Annotated in this window: 17 protein-coding genes and 1 tRNA gene; 9 read left to right on the top strand and 9 right to left on the bottom strand. The window is 68.5% G+C overall.

All coding sequences use genetic code 11. The features are described 5' to 3' along the window. Positions 1-17: 17 nt before the first annotated feature. The 9 genes from ACWC2T_RS08340 to dnaA form a co-directional block, all read right to left on the bottom strand. Positions 18-91 (bottom strand) — tRNA-Ile (locus tag ACWC2T_RS08340). A 110-nt stretch (positions 92-201) separates the two neighbouring features. Next, complete coding sequence (locus ACWC2T_RS08345) at positions 202-936, bottom strand: DUF3566 domain-containing protein (protein ID WP_388764287.1); 735 nt, start codon at positions 934-936, stop codon at positions 202-204. Positions 937-954: 18 nt separating this feature from the next. Then, positions 955-3549: a DNA gyrase subunit A gene (gene gyrA, locus ACWC2T_RS08350; protein ID WP_450669623.1), complete on the bottom strand. Its 2595-nt coding sequence runs from the start codon at positions 3547-3549 to the stop codon at positions 955-957. A 42-nt stretch (positions 3550-3591) separates the two neighbouring features. Beyond that, entirely contained in the window at positions 3592-5691 is a 2100-nt protein-coding gene (gyrB, locus tag ACWC2T_RS08355) for a DNA topoisomerase (ATP-hydrolyzing) subunit B (protein WP_450669624.1), read from the bottom strand. Positions 5692-6065: 374 nt separating this feature from the next. Continuing rightward, complete coding sequence (locus ACWC2T_RS08360; RefSeq protein WP_450669625.1) at positions 6066-6614, bottom strand: DUF721 domain-containing protein; 549 nt, start codon at positions 6612-6614, stop codon at positions 6066-6068. Next, positions 6611-7732, bottom strand: a complete 1122-nt coding sequence (recF, locus tag ACWC2T_RS08365) for a DNA replication/repair protein RecF (protein WP_450669626.1) — start codon at positions 7730-7732, stop codon at positions 6611-6613. Before recF ends, ACWC2T_RS08360 begins: the two co-directional genes overlap by 4 nt. Positions 7733-7824: 92 nt before the next feature. Further along, the gene (gene gnd, locus ACWC2T_RS08370) at positions 7825-8700 is read right to left on the bottom strand and encodes a phosphogluconate dehydrogenase (NAD(+)-dependent, decarboxylating) (protein WP_450669627.1); all 876 of its coding nucleotides are present in this window, start codon (positions 8698-8700) and stop codon (positions 7825-7827) included. Positions 8701-8889: 189 nt separating this feature from the next. After that, positions 8890-10020 carry a DNA polymerase III subunit beta gene (gene dnaN / locus ACWC2T_RS08375; protein ID WP_450669628.1) on the bottom strand — a complete coding sequence of 377 codons (1131 nt, stop codon included), beginning with the start codon at positions 10018-10020 and terminating at the stop codon, positions 8890-8892. Between the two features lie 873 nt (positions 10021-10893). Further along, positions 10894-12903 (bottom strand): chromosomal replication initiator protein DnaA, encoded by a 2010-nt coding sequence (gene dnaA / locus ACWC2T_RS08380; protein WP_450669629.1) that lies wholly within the window; start codon positions 12901-12903, stop codon positions 10894-10896. A 396-nt stretch (positions 12904-13299) separates the two neighbouring features. Here dnaA and rpmH point away from each other — a divergent pair, with 396 nt between their 5' ends. The 9 genes from rpmH (at position 13300) to ACWC2T_RS08425 (ending at position 20225) form a co-directional block, all read left to right on the top strand. Then, positions 13300-13437: a 50S ribosomal protein L34 gene (gene rpmH / locus ACWC2T_RS08385; RefSeq protein ID WP_003956500.1), complete on the top strand. Its 138-nt coding sequence runs from the start codon at positions 13300-13302 to the stop codon at positions 13435-13437. Between the two features lie 21 nt (positions 13438-13458). Continuing rightward, positions 13459-13830, top strand: a complete 372-nt coding sequence (rnpA, locus tag ACWC2T_RS08390; RefSeq protein ID WP_450669630.1) for a ribonuclease P protein component — start codon at positions 13459-13461, stop codon at positions 13828-13830. Further along, entirely contained in the window at positions 13827-14201 is a 375-nt protein-coding gene (gene yidD, locus ACWC2T_RS08395) for a membrane protein insertion efficiency factor YidD (protein ID WP_450669631.1), read from the top strand. Before rnpA ends, yidD begins: the two co-directional genes overlap by 4 nt. Before the next feature lie 3 nt (positions 14202-14204). Then, positions 14205-15494 carry a membrane protein insertase YidC gene (gene yidC / locus ACWC2T_RS08400; RefSeq protein WP_450669632.1) on the top strand — a complete coding sequence of 430 codons (1290 nt, stop codon included), beginning with the start codon at positions 14205-14207 and terminating at the stop codon, positions 15492-15494. Positions 15495-15509: 15 nt separating this feature from the next. Further along, entirely contained in the window at positions 15510-16022 is a 513-nt protein-coding gene (locus ACWC2T_RS08405) for a Jag family protein (RefSeq protein ID WP_450669633.1), read from the top strand. 117 nt (positions 16023-16139) lie between these two features. Next, entirely contained in the window at positions 16140-16856 is a 717-nt protein-coding gene (gene rsmG / locus ACWC2T_RS08410; RefSeq protein WP_351208568.1) for a 16S rRNA (guanine(527)-N(7))-methyltransferase RsmG, read from the top strand. 265 nt (positions 16857-17121) lie between these two features. Further along, on the top strand, positions 17122-18195 hold the full coding sequence (locus tag ACWC2T_RS08415) for a ParA family protein (RefSeq protein WP_079133866.1): 1074 nt from the start codon (positions 17122-17124) through the stop codon (positions 18193-18195). After that, on the top strand, positions 18192-19289 hold the full coding sequence (locus tag ACWC2T_RS08420; protein WP_450669634.1) for a ParB/RepB/Spo0J family partition protein: 1098 nt from the start codon (positions 18192-18194) through the stop codon (positions 19287-19289). Before ACWC2T_RS08415 ends, ACWC2T_RS08420 begins: the two co-directional genes overlap by 4 nt. Positions 19290-19607: 318 nt before the next feature. Continuing rightward, positions 19608-20225, top strand: coding sequence for a GNAT family N-acetyltransferase (locus ACWC2T_RS08425; protein WP_450669635.1), 618 nt, complete (start codon positions 19608-19610; stop codon positions 20223-20225). The last annotated feature ends 51 nt before the right edge of the window (positions 20226-20276 follow it).

Below are 20276 nucleotides of genomic sequence, written 5' to 3' on the forward strand. Positions count from 1 at the left end.
CGGGGGTCTTCGTACTGTGGGGCTAACAGGATTTGAACCTGTGGCCTCATCCTTATCAGGGATGCGCTCTAACCAACTGAGCTATAGCCCCGCCGCGCTCTGCGGTGTGTCCCGCGCGCTGACTCCTGAAGATTAGCGCACGACCACGTCAGTCCCAAAATCGGTTGTCGAGGGGCTGTCACCAGCGCGCTGGACGTCGGTTCACTCGTCCTCCGCCAGGGTCAGCTCGATGCCGCCCACGAAGCCCGCGGAGAGGTTGTAGATGAACGCACCCAGGGTCGCGAGCGCCGTGGCCAGGACCACGTCGATGACCGCGATGATCGTCGTGAACGTCAGAACGTGGGGGAGCGACAGGAAAGCCTGGAGGTCGAAGCCGTTCGCCTCGTTCGAGCCGGTCGCCTCCGAGATCGTGCCGCCGACCGTCGAGAACACGCCCATCGCGTCCAGGACCATCCACAGCACCGCCGAGGCGACGATCGTGCAGATGCCGAGCGCGATGGAGAGCAGGAAGCTGACCTTCATCACCGACCACGGGTCGGCCTTGGCCACCCGCAGCCGTGCCTTACGGGTGCGCGGCGCCGTACGAGCGCCCGTACGCGGCCGCCGTACCGCGCCGGCCGGGGTCTGCGCCGGATAGGCCTGCGGCGGGTGGTACGGCCCGGAGGGCTGCTCCGGGCGCCGCTCCCCGGGGAGGGGAGACGACGACTGCGCCTCGCCGGCCGCGGCCGGACCTCGGGTGTCCGTCACAGTTCCCCCCTGGGATCCAGACGTGCCGGCGGAGTCCTTCGCGGACGCCTGCACCGGCTTCAGGTTGGTCGTGTGCGGGTCGCTCGCACTTCCCGCGCCCGCCCCGTGCGCGGCGGAGCCACGGCCGCCGCCGTCCGTTTCCGTACCCGTGGGGGTACCGGCCGATCCGGCGCCCGTGGCTCCGCTCACGATGACTCTCTCCTCGTGCTACTCGGCCGAGGGCGCCTCACCCTCGTCCGTGCCGTTGGCCTGAGCACCCTCGACGGCGTCGACGGCCTCCTCGCCGTCGACCTCCTCCGCCTCGCGCCCCGCCTCGGCGTTACGAGCGATACCGACCACGGCATCGCGCTTGCCCAGGTTGATCAGCTGGACGCCCATGGTGTCACGGCCCGTCTCCCTGACTTCGTTGACTCGCGTGCGAATCACGCCGCCGGAGAGGGTGATCGCGAGGATCTCATCGGTCTCCTCGACGACCAGCGCCCCGACGAGCGAACCACGGTCCTCCACGATCTTGGCGGCCTTGATGCCGAGGCCGCCGCGGCCCTGGACGCGGTACTCGTCGACAGCGGTCCGCTTCGCGTACCCGCCGTCGGTGGCAGTGAACACGAACGTACCGGGTCGAACAACATTCATCGACAGAAGTTCATCGCCTTCGCGGAAACTCATGCCCTTCACGCCGGAGGTGGCGCGGCCCATCGGGCGCAGGGAGTCGTCCGTGGCCGTGAACCTGATCGACTGCGCCTTCTTGCTGATCAGAAGCAGATCGTCGTCCGCCGAGACCAGCTCGGCGCCGATCAGCTCGTCGTCGCTGCCGTCCTCGCGCTCGCGCAGGTTGATCGCGATCACGCCGCCGGAGCGGGGCGAATCGTAATCCTTCAGAGGCGTCTTCTTGACCAGACCGGACTTGGTGGCCAGCACCAGGTACGGCGCCGCCTCGTAGTCGCGGATCGCCAGGATCTCGGCGATCGCCTCGTCCGGCTGGAAGGCGAGCAGGTTCGCCACATGCTGCCCGCGCGCGTCCCGGCCGGCCTCCGGCAGCTCGTACGCCTTCGCCCGGTACACCCGGCCCTTGTTGGTGAAGAACAGCAGCCAGTGGTGCGTGGTGGAGACGAAGAAGTGGTCGACGATGTCGTCTTCCTTCAGCTTCGTGCCGCGCACGCCCTTGCCGCCGCGCTTCTGCGCCCGGTAGTCGTCCGTCTTGGTCCGCTTGACGTAGCCGCCGCGCGTGACCGTGACGACGATGTCCTCCTCGGCGATCAGGTCCTCGATGGACATGTCGCCCTCGTACGGGATCAGCTTGGTCTGACGGTCGTCGCCGTACTTCTCGACGATCGCGGTCAGTTCCTCGCTGACGATCCCGCGCTGGCGGACCGGGGAGGCGAGGATCTCGTTGTACTCGTTGATCTTCGCCTGGAGTTCGTCGTGCTCCTGGACGATCTTCTGCCGCTCCAGGGCCGCCAGGCGCCGCAGCTGCATCTCGAGGATCGCGTTGGCCTGGATCTCGTCGATCTCCAGCAGGTCCATCAGGCCGCTGCGCGCGATCTCGACGGTCTCACTGCGCCGGATCAGGGCGATGACCTCGTCGATCGCGTCCAGGGCCTTCAGCAGACCGCGCAGGATGTGCGCCCGCTCCTCGGCCTTGCGCAGCCGGAAGCGCGTGCGGCGGACGATGACCTCGATCTGGTGCGTCACCCAGTGCCGGATGAACGCGTCCAGGGACAGGGTGCGCGGCACGCCGTCGACCAGCGCCAGCATGTTGGCGCCGAAGTTCGTCTGCAGGTCGGTGTGCTTGTACAGGTTGTTCAGGACCACCTTGGCGACCGCGTCACGCTTCAACACGATCACGAGTCGCTGGCCCGTGCGGGACGACGTCTCGTCGCGGACGTCCGCGATGCCGCCGATCTTGCCGTCCTTCACCAGGTCGGCGATCTTCTGCGCCAGGTTGTCGGGGTTGACCTGGTACGGCAGCTCGGTCACCACCAGGCACTGCCGGCCCTGGATCTCCTCGACCTCGACGACCGCGCGCATCGTGATGGAGCCGCGCCCGGTGCGGTACGCCTCCTCGATGCCCTTGCGGCCCACCACCAGGGCGCCGGTCGGGAAGTCCGGGCCCTTGATGCGCTCCATGAGCGCGTCCAGCAGCTCCTCGTGCGAGACGTCCGGGTTCTCCAGGTACCACTGGGCGCCGGCCGCGACCTCGCGCAGGTTGTGCGGCGGGATGTTGGTCGCCATGCCGACCGCGATCCCGGCCGAGCCGTTGATCAGCAGGTTCGGGAAGCGGGCTGGCAGGACGGTCGGCTCCTGGGAGCGGCCGTCGTAGTTGTCCGTGAAGTCGACGGTCTCCTCGTCGATGTCGCGGACCATCTCCATCGACAGCGGCGCCATCTTGCACTCGGTGTACCGCATGGCGGCCGCCGGGTCGTTGCCCGGGGAGCCGAAGTTGCCGTTGGAGTCCACCAGCGGCATCCGCATCGACCACGGCTGCGCGAGGCGCACCAGGGCGTCGTAGATCGAACTGTCGCCGTGCGGGTGGTAGTTGCCCATGACGTCACCGACGACACGGGCGCACTTGTAGAAGCCGCGGTCGGGGCGGTAGCCGCCGTCGTACATCGCGTACAGCACGCGCCGGTGGACGGGCTTGAGGCCGTCCCGGACGTCGGGCAGCGCACGGGACACGATGACGGACATCGCGTAGTCCAGGTACGAACGCTGCATCTCCGTCTCGAGCCCGACGGGCTCGACGCGCATCGCGAGCTCGCCGCCCTCGGTCTCAGGGGTTTGCGGAGTGTTCTCGTCGGCCATAGCTGGTGAAGATCCTTCCTGGTGCGGTCAGCTGAGACCGACTCAGATGTCGAGGAAGCGGACGTCCTTGGCGTTGCGCTGGATGAACTGGCGGCGGGCCTCGACGTCCTCGCCCATCAGGACCGAGAACAGGTCGTCGGCCTGCGCGGCGTCGTCCAGGGTGACCTGGCCGAGGACCCGGTGCTCCTGGTCCATCGTGGTCACGCGCAGCTCCTCGGCGTTCATCTCGCCGAGGCCCTTGAAGCGCTGGATCGAGTCCTCGCGGACGCGCTTGCCGCGCTGGCGGCCCATCTCGATCAGGGCGTCGCGCTCGCGGTCCGAGTAGGCGTACTCCACGTCGTCCCGGCCCCACTTGATCTTGTACAGCGGGGGGCGGGACAGGTAGACGTGCCCGGCCTCGACCAGCGGGCGCATGAAGCGGAACAGGAAGGTCAGCAGCAGGGTGCTGATGTGCTGGCCGTCGACGTCGGCGTCCGCCATCAGGATGATCTTGTGATAGCGGAGCTTCTCGATGTCGAAGTCCTCGTGCACACCCGTGCCGAAGGCCGAGATCAGCGCCTGGATCTCCTGGTTCTGCAGGATCTTGTCGATCCTGGCCTTCTCCACGTTGAGGATCTTGCCGCGGATCGGGAGGATCGCCTGGTACTGCGGGTTCCGGCCGGACTTGGCCGAGCCGCCGGCGGAGTCACCCTCGACGATGAAGATCTCGCACTTGGTGGGGTCGTTCGACTGGCAGTCGGAGAGCTTGCCCGGCAGCGACGCCGACTCCAGCAGGCCCTTGCGGCGGGTCAGGTCGCGGGCCTTGCGGGCCGCCACGCGCGCGGTGGCCGCCTGGATGCCCTTGCGGATGATGTCCGCGGCCTCGACCGGGTTGCGGTCCAGCCAGTCGTTGAGGTGCTCGTAGACGGCCCTCTGCACGAAGGTCTTGGCCTCCGTGTTGCCCAGCTTGGTCTTCGTCTGGCCCTCGAACTGCGGCTCGCTCAGCTTGACCGAGATGATCGCGGTCAGGCCCTCACGGATGTCGTCACCGGTGAGGTTGTCGTCCTTCTCGCGCAGCAGCTTCTTGTCGCGCGCGTACTTGTTGATCAGCGACGTCAGCGCGGCCCGGAAGCCCTCTTCGTGCGTGCCGCCCTCGTGGGTGTGGATGATGTTCGCGAAGGAGTACACGCCCTCGCTGTAGCCGCTGTTCCACTGCATCGCGACCTCGAGGGACAGGCTCTTGTCCTTGTCCTCCGCCTCCAGGTCGATGACGGTGGGGTGCACCGTCTCTCCCTTGCGGGAGTTGAGGTACTTCACGAAGTCGACGATGCCGCCCTCGTAGCAGTACGTGACGGTCTTGACCTCGGCCTTCTCGTCCGCGCCCGCCTCGTCCGCACCGCTGGTGGCCTTCGCCGACTCGCGCTCGTCGGTGAGTTTGATCGTCAAACCCTTGTTGAGGAACGCCATCTCCTGGAAACGCCGCGACAGCGTCTCGAAGGAGTACTCGGTGGTCTCGAAGATGTCGGGGTCGGCCCAGAAGGTGACCGAGGTGCCGGTCTCGTCCGTCGCCTCGTGCTTGTCGAGCGGGGCCGTCGGGACGCCGAGCTTGTAGTCCTGCGTCCAGCGGTGACCGTCGGTCCTGATCTCGACGGCGACCTTCGTGGACAGCGCGTTCACGACGGACACGCCCACACCGTGCAGACCGCCGGAGACGGCGTAACCGCCGCCGCCGAACTTGCCGCCCGCGTGCAGCACGGTCAGCACGACCTCGACGGCCGGCTTGCCCTCGGAGGGCACGATGCCGACCGGGATGCCACGGCCGTTGTCGACGACCCGGACGCCGCCGTCGGCGAGGATCGTGACGTCGATCGTGTCCGCGTACCCGGCCAGCGCCTCGTCGACCGAGTTGTCGACGACCTCGTACACCAGGTGGTGCAGACCGCGCTCGCCCGTGGAACCGATGTACATGCCGGGCCGCTTGCGGACCGCGTCGAGCCCTTCGAGCACGGTGATGGCGCTGGCGTCGTAGGAGGCGGAGGCCGCGGCCTCGCTGCTGTTCACGGGGGCCTCGGCGGGCTCGCCGTGCACGCCGGCGTCGGTGGACGGGATGTTCTCGTTGGGGTTGCCGGAATCGGCCACGAAGCGCCCTTTCTGGCACAGCACGAGCCGGGCTCGTCGGCGGGTTGCCGGAGCGGCTGCGGCATGTTGCGGTGGTAAGCCTTGATCAGCGTTGCTCAGCTTTTCCCGGGCGGTCCCCACGATGGGGCGGGATTGTCTTCCAGTCTACCGGTAGCTCTGACATCGATGGGGGTTTGCCGGTACCTGAGTCCCCATGTGCCGCCCTGAACCGGCCTCGACCGGGTCCCGATATGCGGATGGGGGCTCCAAGGGGCTCACAGCGGCACTCAGCGCTTCGAGACGTCAACCCTTGGCTACTGGGGGGTCAGATGGCGATCCCCCGGTGCCGCGGCCGCTCTCCGCACCGGTGATACGGCGGCACGCCACCGGCACGGTCGCAGCTGCGGACGTGATGTACGTCACCCGTAGGTATCGCCGGGTCCGGAGCTTCCGGGAGCCCGCAGCGGGCCGTAGCGGCGGGCGGGGCCGCCGGGGTTGAGCACCTTGATCATCCGTACGGTGCCGTGCCCCAGATCCTCGTTGAGGCGGGCGACCAGCGCGGGCGCGAGGTGCCGCAGCTGGGTCGCCCAGGCCGTGGAGTCGCAGCTCACGACCAGCACGCGCTCGTCCTCGTCGTACCGCTGCGGCACACAGTGCTTGGCCAGGTCCTCGCCGACGATCTGCGGCCAGCGGCCCATCACCCCGCCCACCGCCGCGGGGGTCTCCCAGCCGCGCTCGGTCAGCAGCCGGTTGATCGCGGCGCCCAGCGCCATCGGGTCGCGGCCGTCGGCGCGCGCGCCGGAGCGCAGTCCACCGCCACGCCGGGCCTGCTTCTTCTGCCGTGCCGCGTCCCCACGCGCGCGTGCCTGTTCCTTCGCCGCGCGCAACGCCACGCGCGCGAGATCGACGCCGGAAGGTTCGTTCCCGGTCTTCTCCGGGGTCCGCGGGGCGGGTTCGTCGGTGCTCATACGCGTTCCACCGTCCCGCCGGACACGGCGTACCGCGCCCCGGCCAGTACGTGCGGTACGTCGTCGTCCACGGCGGCGGTGACCAGCACCTGCTCGCCGGGGGCGACCAGCTCGGCCAGCCGCTCCCGGCGGCGCGTGTCCAGCTCGGCGAAGACGTCGTCCAGGACCAGCACCGGCTCGTTGCCCTCGGCCCGCAGCAGGTCGTAGGAGGCCAGGCGCAGGGCGAGCGCAAAGGACCAGGACTCGCCGTGGGAGGCGTACCCCTTGGCGGGCAGCTGACCGAGTTTGAGAATCAAATCGTCCCGATGGGGGCCGACGAGGGTGACTCCGCGCTCGATCTCCTGCTTGCGCGCCTCCGCCAGGGCCGCCATCAGCTGGGCGTAGAGATCCTCGCGCGCGTGGGCCTCGCCGGGCGCGGACGGCTTGTACTCCAGCGCCAGCGGCCCGCCGCCGGGGGCCAGCTGCTCGTAAGCCTTGTCGGCCAGCGGCTGCAGCGCGGCGATCAGGTCGAGGCGCTGGGCGAGCAACTCGGCGCCCGCGCGCGCGAGATGCTGGTCCCACACGTCCAGCGTGGACAGATCTATGGACCGTCCGCCGTGCCGGCGCGCCAGCGCAGCCGTCTTGAGCAGGGTGTTCCGCTGCTTGAGGACGCGCTCGTAGTCGGAGCGCACCCCGGCCATACGCGGCGACCGGGCCGTGATCAGCTCGTCCAGGAACCGCCGCCGCTCCCCGGGATCCCCCTTGACCAGCGCGAGATCCTCGGGCGCGAACAGCACGGTGCGTACGATCCCCAGCACGTCTCTCGGCCTGACCTGCGAGGACCGGTTGATGCGGGCCCGGTTGGCCTTGCCCGGGTTCAGCTCCAGCTCGACCAGCTGCTGCCGCTCGCCCTGCCGGACCTGCGCCCGGATGACGGCCCGCTCGGCGCCCATCCGCACCAGCGGCGCGTCGGAGGCGACCCGGTGGCTGCCGAGGGTCGCGAGGTATCCGACCGCTTCCACCAGGTTGGTCTTGCCCTGCCCGTTGGGGCCGACGAAGGCAGTCACGCCCGGGTCGAGCGGCACCTCGGCCCGGGCGTACGAGCGGAAGTCGGCCAGCGAAAGATGCGTGACGTGCATGGTCGTTTCGCCGGCCTTCCCCAGGGTGCTGATGGACTGTGGATCGCGGGGCTCGCGGGGCGGCCCTGTGGATCCCTGCGGGTCCTTGTGGATTACTTCTTCGCTACGGCATGACCGCCGAACTGGTTGCGCAGCGCGGCGATCATCTTCATCTGCGGCGAGTCCTCCTGGCGGGAGGAGAACCGCGCGAACAGCGATGCGGTGATCGCCGGCAGCGGCACCGCGTTGTCGATCGCGGCCTCCACAGTCCAGCGTCCCTCACCGGAGTCCTGTGCATAACCGCGCAGGCCCTCCAGGTGCTCGTCGTCGTCCAGCGCGTTGACCGCGAGGTCGAGCAGCCAGGAGCGGATGACGGTGCCCTCCTGCCAGGAGCGGAAGACCTCGCGGACGTTCTCCACGGAGTCGACCTTCTCCAGCAGCTCCCAGCCCTCGGCGTAGGCCTGCATCATCGCGTACTCGATGCCGTTGTGGACCATCTTCGCGAAGTGGCCCGCGCCGACCTTGCCTGCATGCACCGCGCCGAAGTCGCCCTCCGGCTTCAGCGCGTCGAAGACCGGCTGCACCTTGGCGACGTGCTCGGCGTCGCCGCCGTACATCAGCGCGTACCCGTTCTCCAGGCCCCAGACGCCACCGGAGACACCGCAGTCGACGAAGCCTATGCCCTTGGCCGCCAGCTCCTCGGCGTGCTTCTCGTCGTCCGTCCAGCGGGAGTTGCCGCCGTCCACGACCACGTCACCGGGCTCCAGCAGCTCGGCCAGCTGGTCGATGGTCGACTGGGTGGGCTCGCCGGCCGGGACCATCACCCAGACCACGCGCGGACCGCTGAGCTTGCCCACAAGCTCTTCCAGGCTGTGGACATCCGCGAGGTCCGCGTTGCGGTCGTATCCGATGACGGTGTGGCCCGCGCGGCGGATCCGCTCGCGCATGTTGCCGCCCATCTTGCCGAGGCCGACGAGACCGAGCTCCATCAGTTGTGTTCCTTAGGTCGCTGTGTGGCGTGAGAGGCACGAGGTGCCGAAGGCGAGCCTAAACCCGCCCCTTCACGCACAGCTGTGGGCATACGCGCTCATGCGTGGAGCCTGCGACCTGCGGTTTTCCACAGACCGCCGGGTGCCCACCACAGGCACCCGGCGCTGTGCACAGCTGTGGACGAACGGTCAGCCGCTGAGCCGGACCGGCATGATCAGGTACTTGTACGCGTCATCGGCCTCGGCATCCACCGCGGGCTTCCCGCTGAGCAGCGCCGGCTTCGTGGACGTCGTGAACGACAGCTGGGCCACCGGGGAGTCGATCGCGCTCAGGCCGTCCAGCAGGAACGTCGGGTTGAAGGCGATGGAGATGTCGTCGCCGTCCAGCTGGGCGTCGACCCTTTCCACAGCCTGTGCGTCGTCGCTGGACCCGGCCTCCAGGATCAGCACGCCCTGCTCGAAGCTCAGCCGCACCGGGGTGTTCCGCTCGGCCACCAGCGCCACACGCTTGACGGCCTCGACGAACGGCGCGGTCTCGATCACGGCGACCGAGTTGAACTCGGTCGGGAACAGCGTGCGGTACTTCGGCAGGTCGCCCTCGAGCAGTCGCGTGGTCGTACGACGCCCCGCGCCCTCGAAACCGATCAGGCCCTCGCCCGCGCCCGACCCGGACAGCGCCAGCGTGACGCTGTCACCGGCACCGAGGGACTTGGCGGTGTCCAGGAGCGTCTTGGCCGGGACCAGGGCGACCGCGGAGGCCTCCGGGTTCTCCGGCTTCCACAGGAACTCGCGGACGGCGAAGCGGTAGCGGTCGGTGGAGGCCAGGGTGACCGTGTCGCCCTCGATCTCGATGCGCACACCGGTGAGGACGGGCAGCGTGTCGTCACGGCCGGCGGCGATGGCCACCTGGGACACGGCGGCCGCGAAGACCTCGCCGGGGACGGTGCCGGTGGCGTTCGGCATCTGCGGCAGCGCCGGGTACTCCTCCACAGGCAGGGTGTGCAGGGTGAACCGGGAGGACCCGCAGACCACGGTCGCCCGTACACCGTCTGTGGAAATCTCCACCGGTCGGTTGGGGAGAGCGCGGGAGATGTCGGCGAGGAGCCGGCCGGAGACGAGGACGGTGCCCTCCTCCTCGACCTCGGCTTCCACGGACACGCGCGCGGAGACCTCGTAGTCGAAGCTCGACAGACTCAGCTGGCCGTCCTCGGCCTTGAGAAGGAGGCCGGCGAGGACAGGCGCCGGCGGACGGGCCGGGAGGCTGCGTGCCGCCCACGCCACTGCCTCCGCGAGTACGTCGCGTTCCACCCGGATCTTCACCGTAAGCCGCCTCCTGCTGTTGCTACTGAGTCCTCCGACTCGGTGTCACCGCCCACTGCGACGGGAAGGACACCGGGGACCAGTCTGACGCACCGCACTGACAGTAGGTGCCCGTCGGGGTCAAGTCGCTCCGGGAGGCAGCCGGACGCGAGACAGCGAGTTGTGCACAGGCCCCGCTTCAAAACGATTGCCGGACTCTCTCTAGTCGGGAGTAGTAGTAGGGCCTGTGGATACCGTGGATAACCTCGTTTGCCCAGCTCAGAGCCGAGATTTTGTCCACGGGGCCTGTGGGTGGAGGCGGTGGACAACCGGGGGCATCTGTGGAGAACACAAAGTTCTGCACACACCGCCCACAGCCCGAGGGCAGTTCTCCCCAGCTGCGTCCCCAGGTTTACCCACGTTTCCCACACCCCAATCCGGCACCTTCGTGTGACGGCTTTCACTCGACGCGGTGAGAGGGTGCGTCGCGTTGCCGAACAGTGGACAGCCATGTGGAGAAGGCGGCGATCACTGGGGACAACCGGCTCCAGCCTGTGGGGCGTCAGTGGAAAACTCCGTGCACAGCCTGTGGATCTTTCCTTCGTCCACAGTCTGTGGAGATCGTTCATCCACGATTCCACAGGCAGCTGAGCTGGGCGAACGTCGTATGAACAGGCTCCCTGTGGACGCCGTTCGGGACAACTCGACAGTCCCCAGCATGTGGACGGAAGAAACCCAGCGAATCTGTGGAGGATGGCCGTAACCCGGCACTTAATCGAACACCCGGTGGCGAACGAGGAACACTCCACAACGGGGCGCATGCCAAAGGGCGCCCCCGGGACACGTGTCCCGAAGACGCCCTCGAGGTCGCCGTACGGCCGGCGTCAGCGCACGTCAGCCGTTCTTGATCCGGTTCGTCAGCTCGGTCACCTGGTTGTAGATGGACCGCCGCTCGGCCATCAGCGCACGGATCTTGCGGTCGGCGTGCATGACGGTGGTGTGGTCACGGCCGCCGAACTGCGCCCCGATCTTCGGCAGCGACAGATCGGTCAGCTCCCGGCACAGGTACATGGCGATCTGCCGCGCGGTGACCAGCGCACGCCCGCGCGAGGTGCCGCACAGGTCGTCCACCGTCAGCCCGAAGTAGTCCGCGGTGGCCGCCATGATCGCCGTGGCCGTGATCTCCGGCGCGCTGTCCTCGCCACCGGGGATCAGGTCCTTCAGGACGATCTCGGTCAGGCCGAGGTCGACCGGCTGCCGGTTGAGCGAGGCGAACGCCGTCACCCGGATCAGCGCGCCCTCCAGCTCACGGATGTTCCGCGAGATCCGGGAGGCGATGAACTCCAGCACCTCCGGCGGGGCGTTGAGCTGCTCCTGCACCGCCTTCTTGCGCAGGATCGCGATGCGCGTCTCCAGCTCGGGCGGCTGGACGTCGGTGATCAAGCCCCACTCGAAACGGTTCCGCAGCCGGTCCTCCAGCGTGACCAGCTGCTTCGGCGGCCGGTCGCTGGACAGCACGATCTGCTTGTTCGCGTTGTGGAGCGTGTTGAAGGTGTGGAAGAACTCCTCCTGCGTCGACTCCTTGTCCGCGAGGAACTGGATGTCGTCGACGAGCAGGATGTCCATCTCGCGGTAGCGCTTGCGGAAGCTGTCGCCCTTGCCGTCACGGATCGAGTTGATGAACTCGTTGGTGAACTCCTCCGAGCTCACGTACCGCACGCGCGTGCCCGGGTAGAGGCTGCGCGCGTAGTGCCCGATGGCGTGCAGCAGATGCGTCTTGCCCAGCCCCGACTCCCCATAGATGAACAGGGGGTTGTAGGCCTTCGCCGGTGCCTCGGCGACGGCGACCGCTGCTGCGTGCGCGAACCGGTTGGAGGCGCCGATCACGAACGTGTCGAAGAGGTACTTCGGGTTCAGGCGCGCCGTCGGCTCGCCGGGACCGCTCGCGGGCGCGGGCTGTGCGGCCAGCGGGCCGGGGGCGCCGGTCGCGGGCAGGTCCGGGCGGCCGGGGCCCCCGCGGTGCGCCGGGCCGCCGACCGGCGGCTGCTCGGGCAGCTCACGGCGGACGGGGTCGCGCTGGTCGTACTCGGTGCGGGAGGCGTCGTACTCGGGGCGTACGGAGTCGTAGTCCGCGCGCCCGGGGTCGTAGTCGGCGCGCGGGCTGTCGTACTCGCCGCGCTGCTGCTCGTACGGCGGCCGGTCCCTGCCCTGCGAGCGGTAGTCGGAGGACGGCGAGCCGTAGCTGTCGGGGCCGGAGCCGTAACCCTCGGGTCCGGAACCGTAGGTGTCCTGGGACGACGGCGAGGCGTACGGGTCGCGCTCGGGGAAGCCGAGCCGCGGCTGCTGCCAGCCGTACTCGTCCTGCCCGGGCCGCGGCCAGGTGCCGGGTTCGCGGCGCTGGTACTCGGAGGGGTACGCCGGGCGTACGACGGGAAGCTGGTCCGCGCGGCCGGTGGGCAGCTGGTCGGCGCGAGGCTGCGGCTCGGCCGGCGGCTGCTCCGGGGCGCGGTGGCGGCCGTAACCCTCGTACGACCGTTCCTCGTACGAGGGGCCGGACGGCAGCTCGGGCTCTTCGTAGCGCGGCTTGGGCGGCTGCTGCACCGGTGCCGCGGGGGCCGGCGGCTCGCCCGCGGAGTCGTCCACGGTGATCGCGATACGGATGGGACGGCCGCACTCGCGGCTCAGCGTCTCGCTGACGACCGGCGCGAGACGGCCCTCCAGTACGCCCTTCGCGAATTCGTTCGGTACGGCGAGCAGAGCGGTGTCCGCGACCAGCGCGAGGGGCTGGCAGCGCCGGATCCAGTGCTCGTCCTTCGCCTCGACACCCTGTCCGCGGCCTTCTCCGAGGAGCTGCTCCAGTACTCGCGGCCACACTGCGGCAAGATCGGCGGGTACGTCAGCCACAGGGCACGCTCTCTCACAGGTCCCACGAACGTGTGATCGCGGGACGGGTCGGGGGGTACTTCGGGTGTTCGGTGGGTCAAACCCGCCGGGGCGGGGGACAAAAGAACGAATCGGAGTTCAGCCACGGTAGTCAGCGCGGCGGGTGCGGTTCAAGTTGTTGTCCCCAGCCTGTGGATAGTGTCTCTCCGTGACCCCCGGTTTGACCGGACGGCGCGGCCCCGCGTACCGTAACCAGGTCGAGTTGTCGATGGCTGCTGCCGCCTGCCTCCGATGGGCACAGGTCACGTCAGGTGATCGGGAAGCGGTGCACTCGGGCGTGACGCGAGCTACTCGTGGGCGCACGGTGACAGCCAAGACGGCACCCCGCAACTACCGATTTCTTTCTGGAGCCCCCGAGTGAGCAAGCGCACCTTCCAGCCGAACAACCGTCGTCGCGCGAAGACCCACGGCTTCCGGCTGCGTATGCGCACCCGTGCCGGCCGCGCGATCCTCGCGTCCCGCCGCAGCAAGGGTCGCGCCCGCCTGTCCGCCTGATCCCGATCAGGTCATGACGTCGTGCTGCCTACCGAGAACCGGCTGAGGCGGCGCGAGGACTTCGCGACCGCGGTCCGACGAGGACGCCGGGCAGGACGCCCGACTCTCGTCGTCCACCTTCGTAGCGGTGCCACGGACCCGCACGCGCCTGGGGAGAGCGCTCCTCCGACGCGTGCGGGTTTCGTCGTGAGCAAGGCCGTGGGTGGCGCGGTCGTGCGCAACAAAGTGAAGCGCAGACTGCGTCATCTGATGCGTGACCGAGTCACCCTGTTCCCCCCCGGTAGCCTGGTAGTCGTACGAGCGCTGCCCGGAGCGGGCGACGCAGACCACGCACAGCTGGCCCGAGACCTGGACGCCGCCGTTCAGCGGCTACTGGGAGGGGGCGCGCGATGAAGTACCCGCTGCTGGCTCTGATCAAGCTGTACCAGTGGACGATCAGTCCACTGCTGGGGCCGGTGTGCAAGTACTACCCGTCGTGCTCCCACTACGGCTACACGGCCATCGACCGGCACGGTGCGATCAAGGGAACGGCACTCACCGCCTGGCGCATCCTCCGGTGCAATCCGTGGTCGCTGGGTGGTGTGGACCATGTTCCGCCGCGCAAGCGCCCGCGGTGGCACGAAATGCTGCGCGACGCCTGGCGCGCACGCAAGGGCGGGCCCTCCGCCGCCGAACCGGCCACCGAAGCGAAGCCCGGGAGCCCTGTTTCCGAGCTTCCTCCGAGCCCGGCCGCAGAGACCTCGTCCCATGCCCAAGGAGCATGATTAGTGGACACGATTGCCAGCCTCTTCAGCTTCATCACGACACCCGTTTCATGGGTCATCGTCCAGTTCCACAAGGTGTACGGCGCGATCTTCGGTGCTGACACCGGGTGGGCCTGGGGCCTGTCCATCGTGTCCCTGGTGATCCTGATCCGCATCTGCCTGGTCCCGCTCTTCGTGAAGCAGATCAAGGCCACGCGTGCGATGCAGACGCTCCAGCCAGAGATGAAGAAGATCCAGGAGCGCTACAAGAACGACCGGCAGCGTCAGTCCGAAGAGATGATGAAGCTGTACAAGGAGACGGGTACCAACCCGCTCTCCTCGTGCCTTCCCATCCTGGCGCAGTCCCCGTTCTTCTTCGCCCTGTATCACGTGCTCAACGGCATCGCGACGGGCAAGACGATCGGCGTCATCAACGAGCCGCTGCTCGCCAGCGCCCGTAAGGCGCACATCTTCGGCGCCCCGCTCGCTGCGAAGTTCACGGACAGTGCGGACAAGGTCGCCGCGCTCGGTGCCGCGCTGACCGACGTCCGGGTCGTGACCGCGATCATGATCGTCCTGATGTCGGCGTCGCAGTTCTACACGCAGCGCCAGCTGATGACGAAGAACGTCGACACAACGGTGAAGACGCCGTTCATGCAGCAGCAGAAGATGCTGATGTACGTCTTCCCGGTCATGTTCGCCGTCTTCGGCATCAACTTCCCGGTCGGTGTCCTCGTCTACTGGCTGACCACCAACGTGTGGACCATGGGCCAGCAGATGTACGTCATCCACAACAACCCGACCCCGGGCTCCAAGGCCCAGGCCGCCTACCTGGAGCGCCTGACCAAGCACGTCACGCAGCACGGCAAGGTCCGCCGGCGCAGCGAGAAGGCCATCGTCAAGGCGATCGTCGCCAAGGGCCGCGACCGCAACGAGTTCGAGCGCAAGTTCATCAACGCCCTGAACAAGACCGGTCTCGCCGCCCAGGCCGACGGCACGGTGGTGAAGAGCACGGCCCAGGCCGCGGCGCAGACCGCGGACGGTGCGGAGACCACCTCGGCGGTCGGCACCGGCACCGCCGCCCGGCGCCAGCAGCCCAAGCGCCAGTCGAAGGCCCAGCGTCAGTCCGGCGCCTCCAAGCAGGCGGGCGGGTCCACCTCGTCCACCTCGCTGGAGAAGTCCGACGAGCCGCAGGACGCCAAGCCCGCCGCTGCCCAGCAGGCCCCGAAGCCCGGCTCCGGCACCCGCAGCAAGGCCCAGTCCGGCCAGCGCAAGGGTGGCCCGCAGCGGCCCAAGTCCCCGTCCAAGAAGTAAGAAGGAGCCCATCCCGTGACGGAAGGCACCACCTCCGCCGCTGCCGAGGGTGCAGACGCCCTGACCCGCCTGGAGCAGGAGGGTGAGATCGCGGCGGACTACCTGGAGGGTCTGCTGGACATCGCCGATCTCGACGGCGACATCGACATGGACGTCGAGGCCGACCGCGCCTCCGTGTCGATCATCAGCGACACCGGCAGTCGCGACCTGCAGAAGCTGGTTGGCCGTGACGGCGAGGTGCTGGAGGCGCTGCAGGAGCTGACGCGCCTGGCGGTGCACCGGGAGACCGGCGACCGCAGCCGGCTGATGCTGGACGTCGCGGGTTACCGTGCCAAGAAGCGGGCGGAGCTGTCCGAGATCGGCGCCAAGGCCGCTGCCGAGGCGAAGAACAGCGGCGAGCCCGTCAAGCTCAAGCCGATGACCCCGTTCGAGCGCAAGGTCGTGCACGACGCGGTCAAGGCCGCGGGACTGCGCAGCGAGTCCGAGGGCGAGGAGCCGCAGCGGTTCGTCGTCGTGCTGCCCGCCTGATCGGCCCTTGCGTTTCGCCGGCCCCGTCTGTTGAGCAGACGGGGCCGAACTTTGTCAGCCTGGTAGTTCTGGTGGCCGGTGCGTGAAGCGCCGGCGCTGTACGGAAGGACGGTCCCCGTGACGGAGGCAGCGGAGCTTCCCCCCGCGCCCGAGCAGGCGCGGGAAGTGTTTGGTGATCGCTTCGCCGATGCGGTCCGCTACGCGGAGCTGCTCGCCGAGGCGGGCGTGCAGCGGGGCCTGATCGGCCCGCGGGAAGTGCCCCGCCTGTGGGAGCGGCATCTGCTGAACTGCGCGGTGCTCTCCGAGGCCGTCCCCGAGGGAGTGACGGTCTGCGATGTCGGCTCCGGCGCCGGCCTGCCCGGCATCCCGCTGGCCCTGGTCCGGGAAGACCTGAACATCACCCTGCTGGAGCCGCTGCTGCGACGCACCAACTTCCTCACCGAGGTCGTCGAGCTGCTCGGCCTGGACCACGTCACGGTGGTGCGGGGCCGGGCCGAGGAGGTTCTGGGCAAGCTGCCGCCGGTCCATGTGGTTACCGCCCGGGCCGTGGCGCCGCTGGACCGGCTGGCCACCTGGGGCATCCCGCTGCTGCGCCCCTACGGCGAGATGCTTGCGCTGAAGGGAGACACCGCTGAGGAGGAGCTGAAGGCCGCGGCCACGGCCCTTAGCAAGCTCGGCGCGGTGGAGACGTCGATCCTGCATGTGGGTGAGGGCATCGTGGACCCGATGTCCACGGTAGTGCGAGTCGAGGTCGGGGAGAGCCCGGGTGGTGTGCGGTTCGCGGCGAAGCGGGCGAAGGCGGCGCGCACCGGCCGGGCACGTCGCCGCCGCTGATCCGTTCTGACCACGAGACGTACTCCACACAAGCTGCCAAACCTACGCAGGACGGAGTGTCGCAGAGGTCCGGTCGTCGTCGCTGTGCATCGTGTTTCACGTGAAACGTCGCTCACTGCTGCACGGGATCATCAGTCGTGGCCGCGCTGCGGCCGAACCTCGCGACCGAAAGCCTCTCGGTTCACTCGGAGGGGCAGCGGAGTTGTCCACAGAGGTGGATTTCTCCACAGAACACCAGGCCTCACTGGTTCACGACCCCGAAGACATGGGAGGCTCTGTTCATTGCGAGCCTGAAGTCGAGGAGAGTGAATCCTTGCGGTCCGACGCCAACATCGCGGGACCGATGACCGATCCGGTCCCCGGTCCCCGTACCGAGTCGATGGGGGCGGATGTTTCACGTGAAACACCGCCTCCGATGGACGACACTCCGATCGGTCGTGCGGCCCAACTGGCGGTAGAGGCTCTGGGCCGCGCCGGCGAAGGCCTGCCACGGCCGGAGCAGACCAGAGTCATCGTGGTCGCCAACCAGAAGGGCGGCGTGGGCAAGACGACGACCACCGTCAACCTTGCTGCTTCGCTGGCTCTGCACGGCGGCCGCGTCCTGGTGATCGACCTCGACCCCCAGGGCAACGCGTCCACCGCCCTCGGGATCGACCACCACGCCGAAGTTCCTTCCATCTATGACGTGTTGGTGGAGAGCAAGCCTCTCGCCGAGGTCGTTCAGCCGGTCCCCGACGTAGAAGGTCTCTTCTGCGCCCCCGCCACCATCGATCTCGCCGGTGCGGAGATCGAGTTGGTGTCCCTGGTGGCCCGTGAGAGCCGACTGCAGCGAGCGATCCAGGCCTACGAACAGCCGTTGGACTACATCCTCATCGACTGCCCGCCCTCGCTCGGCCTGCTGACGGTCAACGCGCTGGTGGCGGGCCAGGAGGTCCTCATCCCGATCCAGTGCGAGTACTACGCACTCGAGGGCCTGGGTCAGCTGCTGCGCAACGTCGACCTGGTGCGGGGGCACCTCAACCCCACGCTGCATGTGTCGACCATCCTGCTCACCATGTACGACGGCCGGACGCGTCTCGCCTCCCAGGTCGCGGAAGAGGTGCGCACCCATTTCGGCGACGAGGTGCTGCGGACAAGCATTCCCCGCTCGGTCCGTATCTCTGAGGCGCCGAGTTACGGGCAGACGGTGCTGACTTACGATCCTGGATCGAGCGGTGCCCTGTCGTATCTTGAGGCGGCTCGAGAAATCGCGCTGAAGGGCATCGGCATCAGCTATGACGCCAGCCAGGCCCACATCGGCGTCCAGAACGACCCAAGCATGGTGGAGGGGATCCAGTGAGCGAGCGACGGAGGGGGCTGGGCCGTGGTCTCGGCGCACTGATCCCCGCTGCCCCGACGGAGAAGAACCCGGCTCCGGCTGCGTTGGGAGGCGGGGCGTCCGCCTCCCCCGCTGCCGTCCCGGTCCTGACGACCGACCGCGGGGTTGCCGCAGCGAAGGTGGCCACACTGCCGCCTGTTTCACATGAAACCGAGGAGCCCCCGGCAGGCCCCGCCATGGAGACGCCGGCTCCTCCGATGGGTGCGCACTTCGCCGAGATCCCTCTCGACGCGATCTCGCCGAACCCGCGCCAGCCCCGTGATGTCTTCGACGAGGACGCGCTCCACGAGCTGGTCACCTCCATCAAGGAGGTCGGTCTCCTCCAGCCGGTCGTCGTACGGCAGATCGGGCCCGCCCGCTATGAGCTGATCATGGGCGAGCGGCGCTGGCGGGCCTGCCGCGAGGCCGGCCTGGAGGCCATCCCGGCGATCGTCCGGGCCACGGAGGACGAGAAGCTTCTCCTGGATGCGCTGCTGGAGAACCTCCACCGCGCCCAGCTGAACCCGCTGGAAGAGGCTGCCGCCTACGACCAGCTGCTGAAGGACTTCAACTGCACGCACGACCAGCTGGCCGACCGGATCGGGCGCTCCCGGCCCCAGGTCTCCAACACACTGCGTCTGCTGAAGCTCTCGCCGGCCGTGCAGAAACGGGTGGCTGCCGGTGTTCTCTCCGCCGGGCATGCCCGGGCACTGCTGTCCATCGAGGACTCGGAGGAGCAGGACAGGCTTGCTCACCGCATCGTGGCCGAGGGGCTGTCGGTGCGGGCCGTCGAGGAGATCGTGACCCTCATGGGCTCGCGGCCTCAGAAGCCTCAGCGCCCCAAGGGGCCGCGCGCCGGCTCCCGGCTCTCCCCGGCCCTGAACGAGCTGGCGACCCGTCTGTCGGATCGCTTCGAGACACGGGTGAAGGTCGACCTGGGCCAGAAGAAGGGCAAGATCACCGTCGAGTTCGCCTCGATGGACGATCTCCAGCGGATCCTCAGCACGCTCGCTCCGGGCGAGGGACCGGTGCTGCCTCAGGAACTGCAGGACGCGACGGACGACCAGGACGACTGATCCTGCCGACCACTCTGCCGTAGAGGAGGCGGGCCGTGTCCGGTGTGTACCGGAACACGGCCCGCTCTTTGCTTTGAGGCGCTGTCGAGCGAATCGCATCGTGGATACGATGCGAAGGGGTATGGCGCATCCACCGGACAGCATCTGTATCTCTGAGTGGGGAGACGGGGCCATGCGATCGATGAGCCGAACCGGACTGGTGAGCGCGGGCCTGGGCCTCGGAGCGGTCGGCGGATTCGTCGGCAGCCTGCTCAGGGGGCGGAGTGCTCTGACAGCCGCTCGTGACGCGGCGGGCGAAGGAAGCGAGGATCAGCCGTCATGGGACGTCGGCTCGTGCCGCTCACGCTGGACAACCTTCAAGACCTTCCCCCACGCTGTCGGTCGTGTGTCTTCTGGGAACTGGACCCCGTCAGCGGAGAAGCGGCGGTAAGGGCGGGGACCTCGGCACTCGAGAAGGAAGCCTGGATCTCCGCCGTTCTGCTGGACTGGGGATCGTGCGGCCGGGTGGTGTACGTCGATGACATACCGGTGGGCTTCGTTCTCTACGCGCCTCCGGCCTATGTCCCGCGCTCGACGGCCTTTCCCACGAGTCCCGTCTCACCGGACGCCGTGCAGCTGATGACGGCGTTCATCATGCCCGGATATCAGGGTCAGGGGCTGGGGCGCGTGCTGGTGCAGACGGTCGCCAAGGATCTGCTGCGCCGGGGCTTCAAGGCGATCGAGGCCTTCGGTGACGCCCGCTGGAAGGAGCCCGCCTGCCTTCTGCCTGCGGATCATCTTCTGGCCGTGGGCTTCAAGACGGTCCGGCAGCATCCCGCGCATCCACGGCTGCGGCTGGAGCTGCGATCGACGCTCTCCTGGAGGGAAGACGTGGAGATGGCGCTCGATCGGCTTCTCGGCGCGGTCCAGAAGGAACCGGCGCTGAGGCCGCTGTAGCCTCAGCGAAGTGCCCTAAGCGAATGGGCCGACCCTGTCGGGTCGGCCCAT

Source organism: Streptomyces sp. NPDC001393 (genome assembly GCF_053597455.1).

Coding starts and splice junctions, on each gene's coding strand:
- gyrA (WP_450669623.1), bottom strand. CDS start 3,549: ATGGCCGACGAGAACACTCCGCAAACCCCTGAGACCGAGGGCGGCGAG.
- ACWC2T_RS08360 (WP_450669625.1), bottom strand. CDS start 6,614: ATGAGCACCGACGAACCCGCCCCGCGGACCCCGGAGAAGACCGGGAAC.
- recF (WP_450669626.1), bottom strand. CDS start 7,732: ATGCACGTCACGCATCTTTCGCTGGCCGACTTCCGCTCGTACGCCCGG.
- gnd (WP_450669627.1), bottom strand. CDS start 8,700: ATGGAGCTCGGTCTCGTCGGCCTCGGCAAGATGGGCGGCAACATGCGC.
- yidD (WP_450669631.1), top strand. CDS start 13,827: ATGAAGTACCCGCTGCTGGCTCTGATCAAGCTGTACCAGTGGACGATC.
- ACWC2T_RS08415 (WP_079133866.1), top strand. CDS start 17,122: ATGGGAGGCTCTGTTCATTGCGAGCCTGAAGTCGAGGAGAGTGAATCC.
- ACWC2T_RS08425 (WP_450669635.1), top strand. CDS start 19,608: ATGGGACGTCGGCTCGTGCCGCTCACGCTGGACAACCTTCAAGACCTT.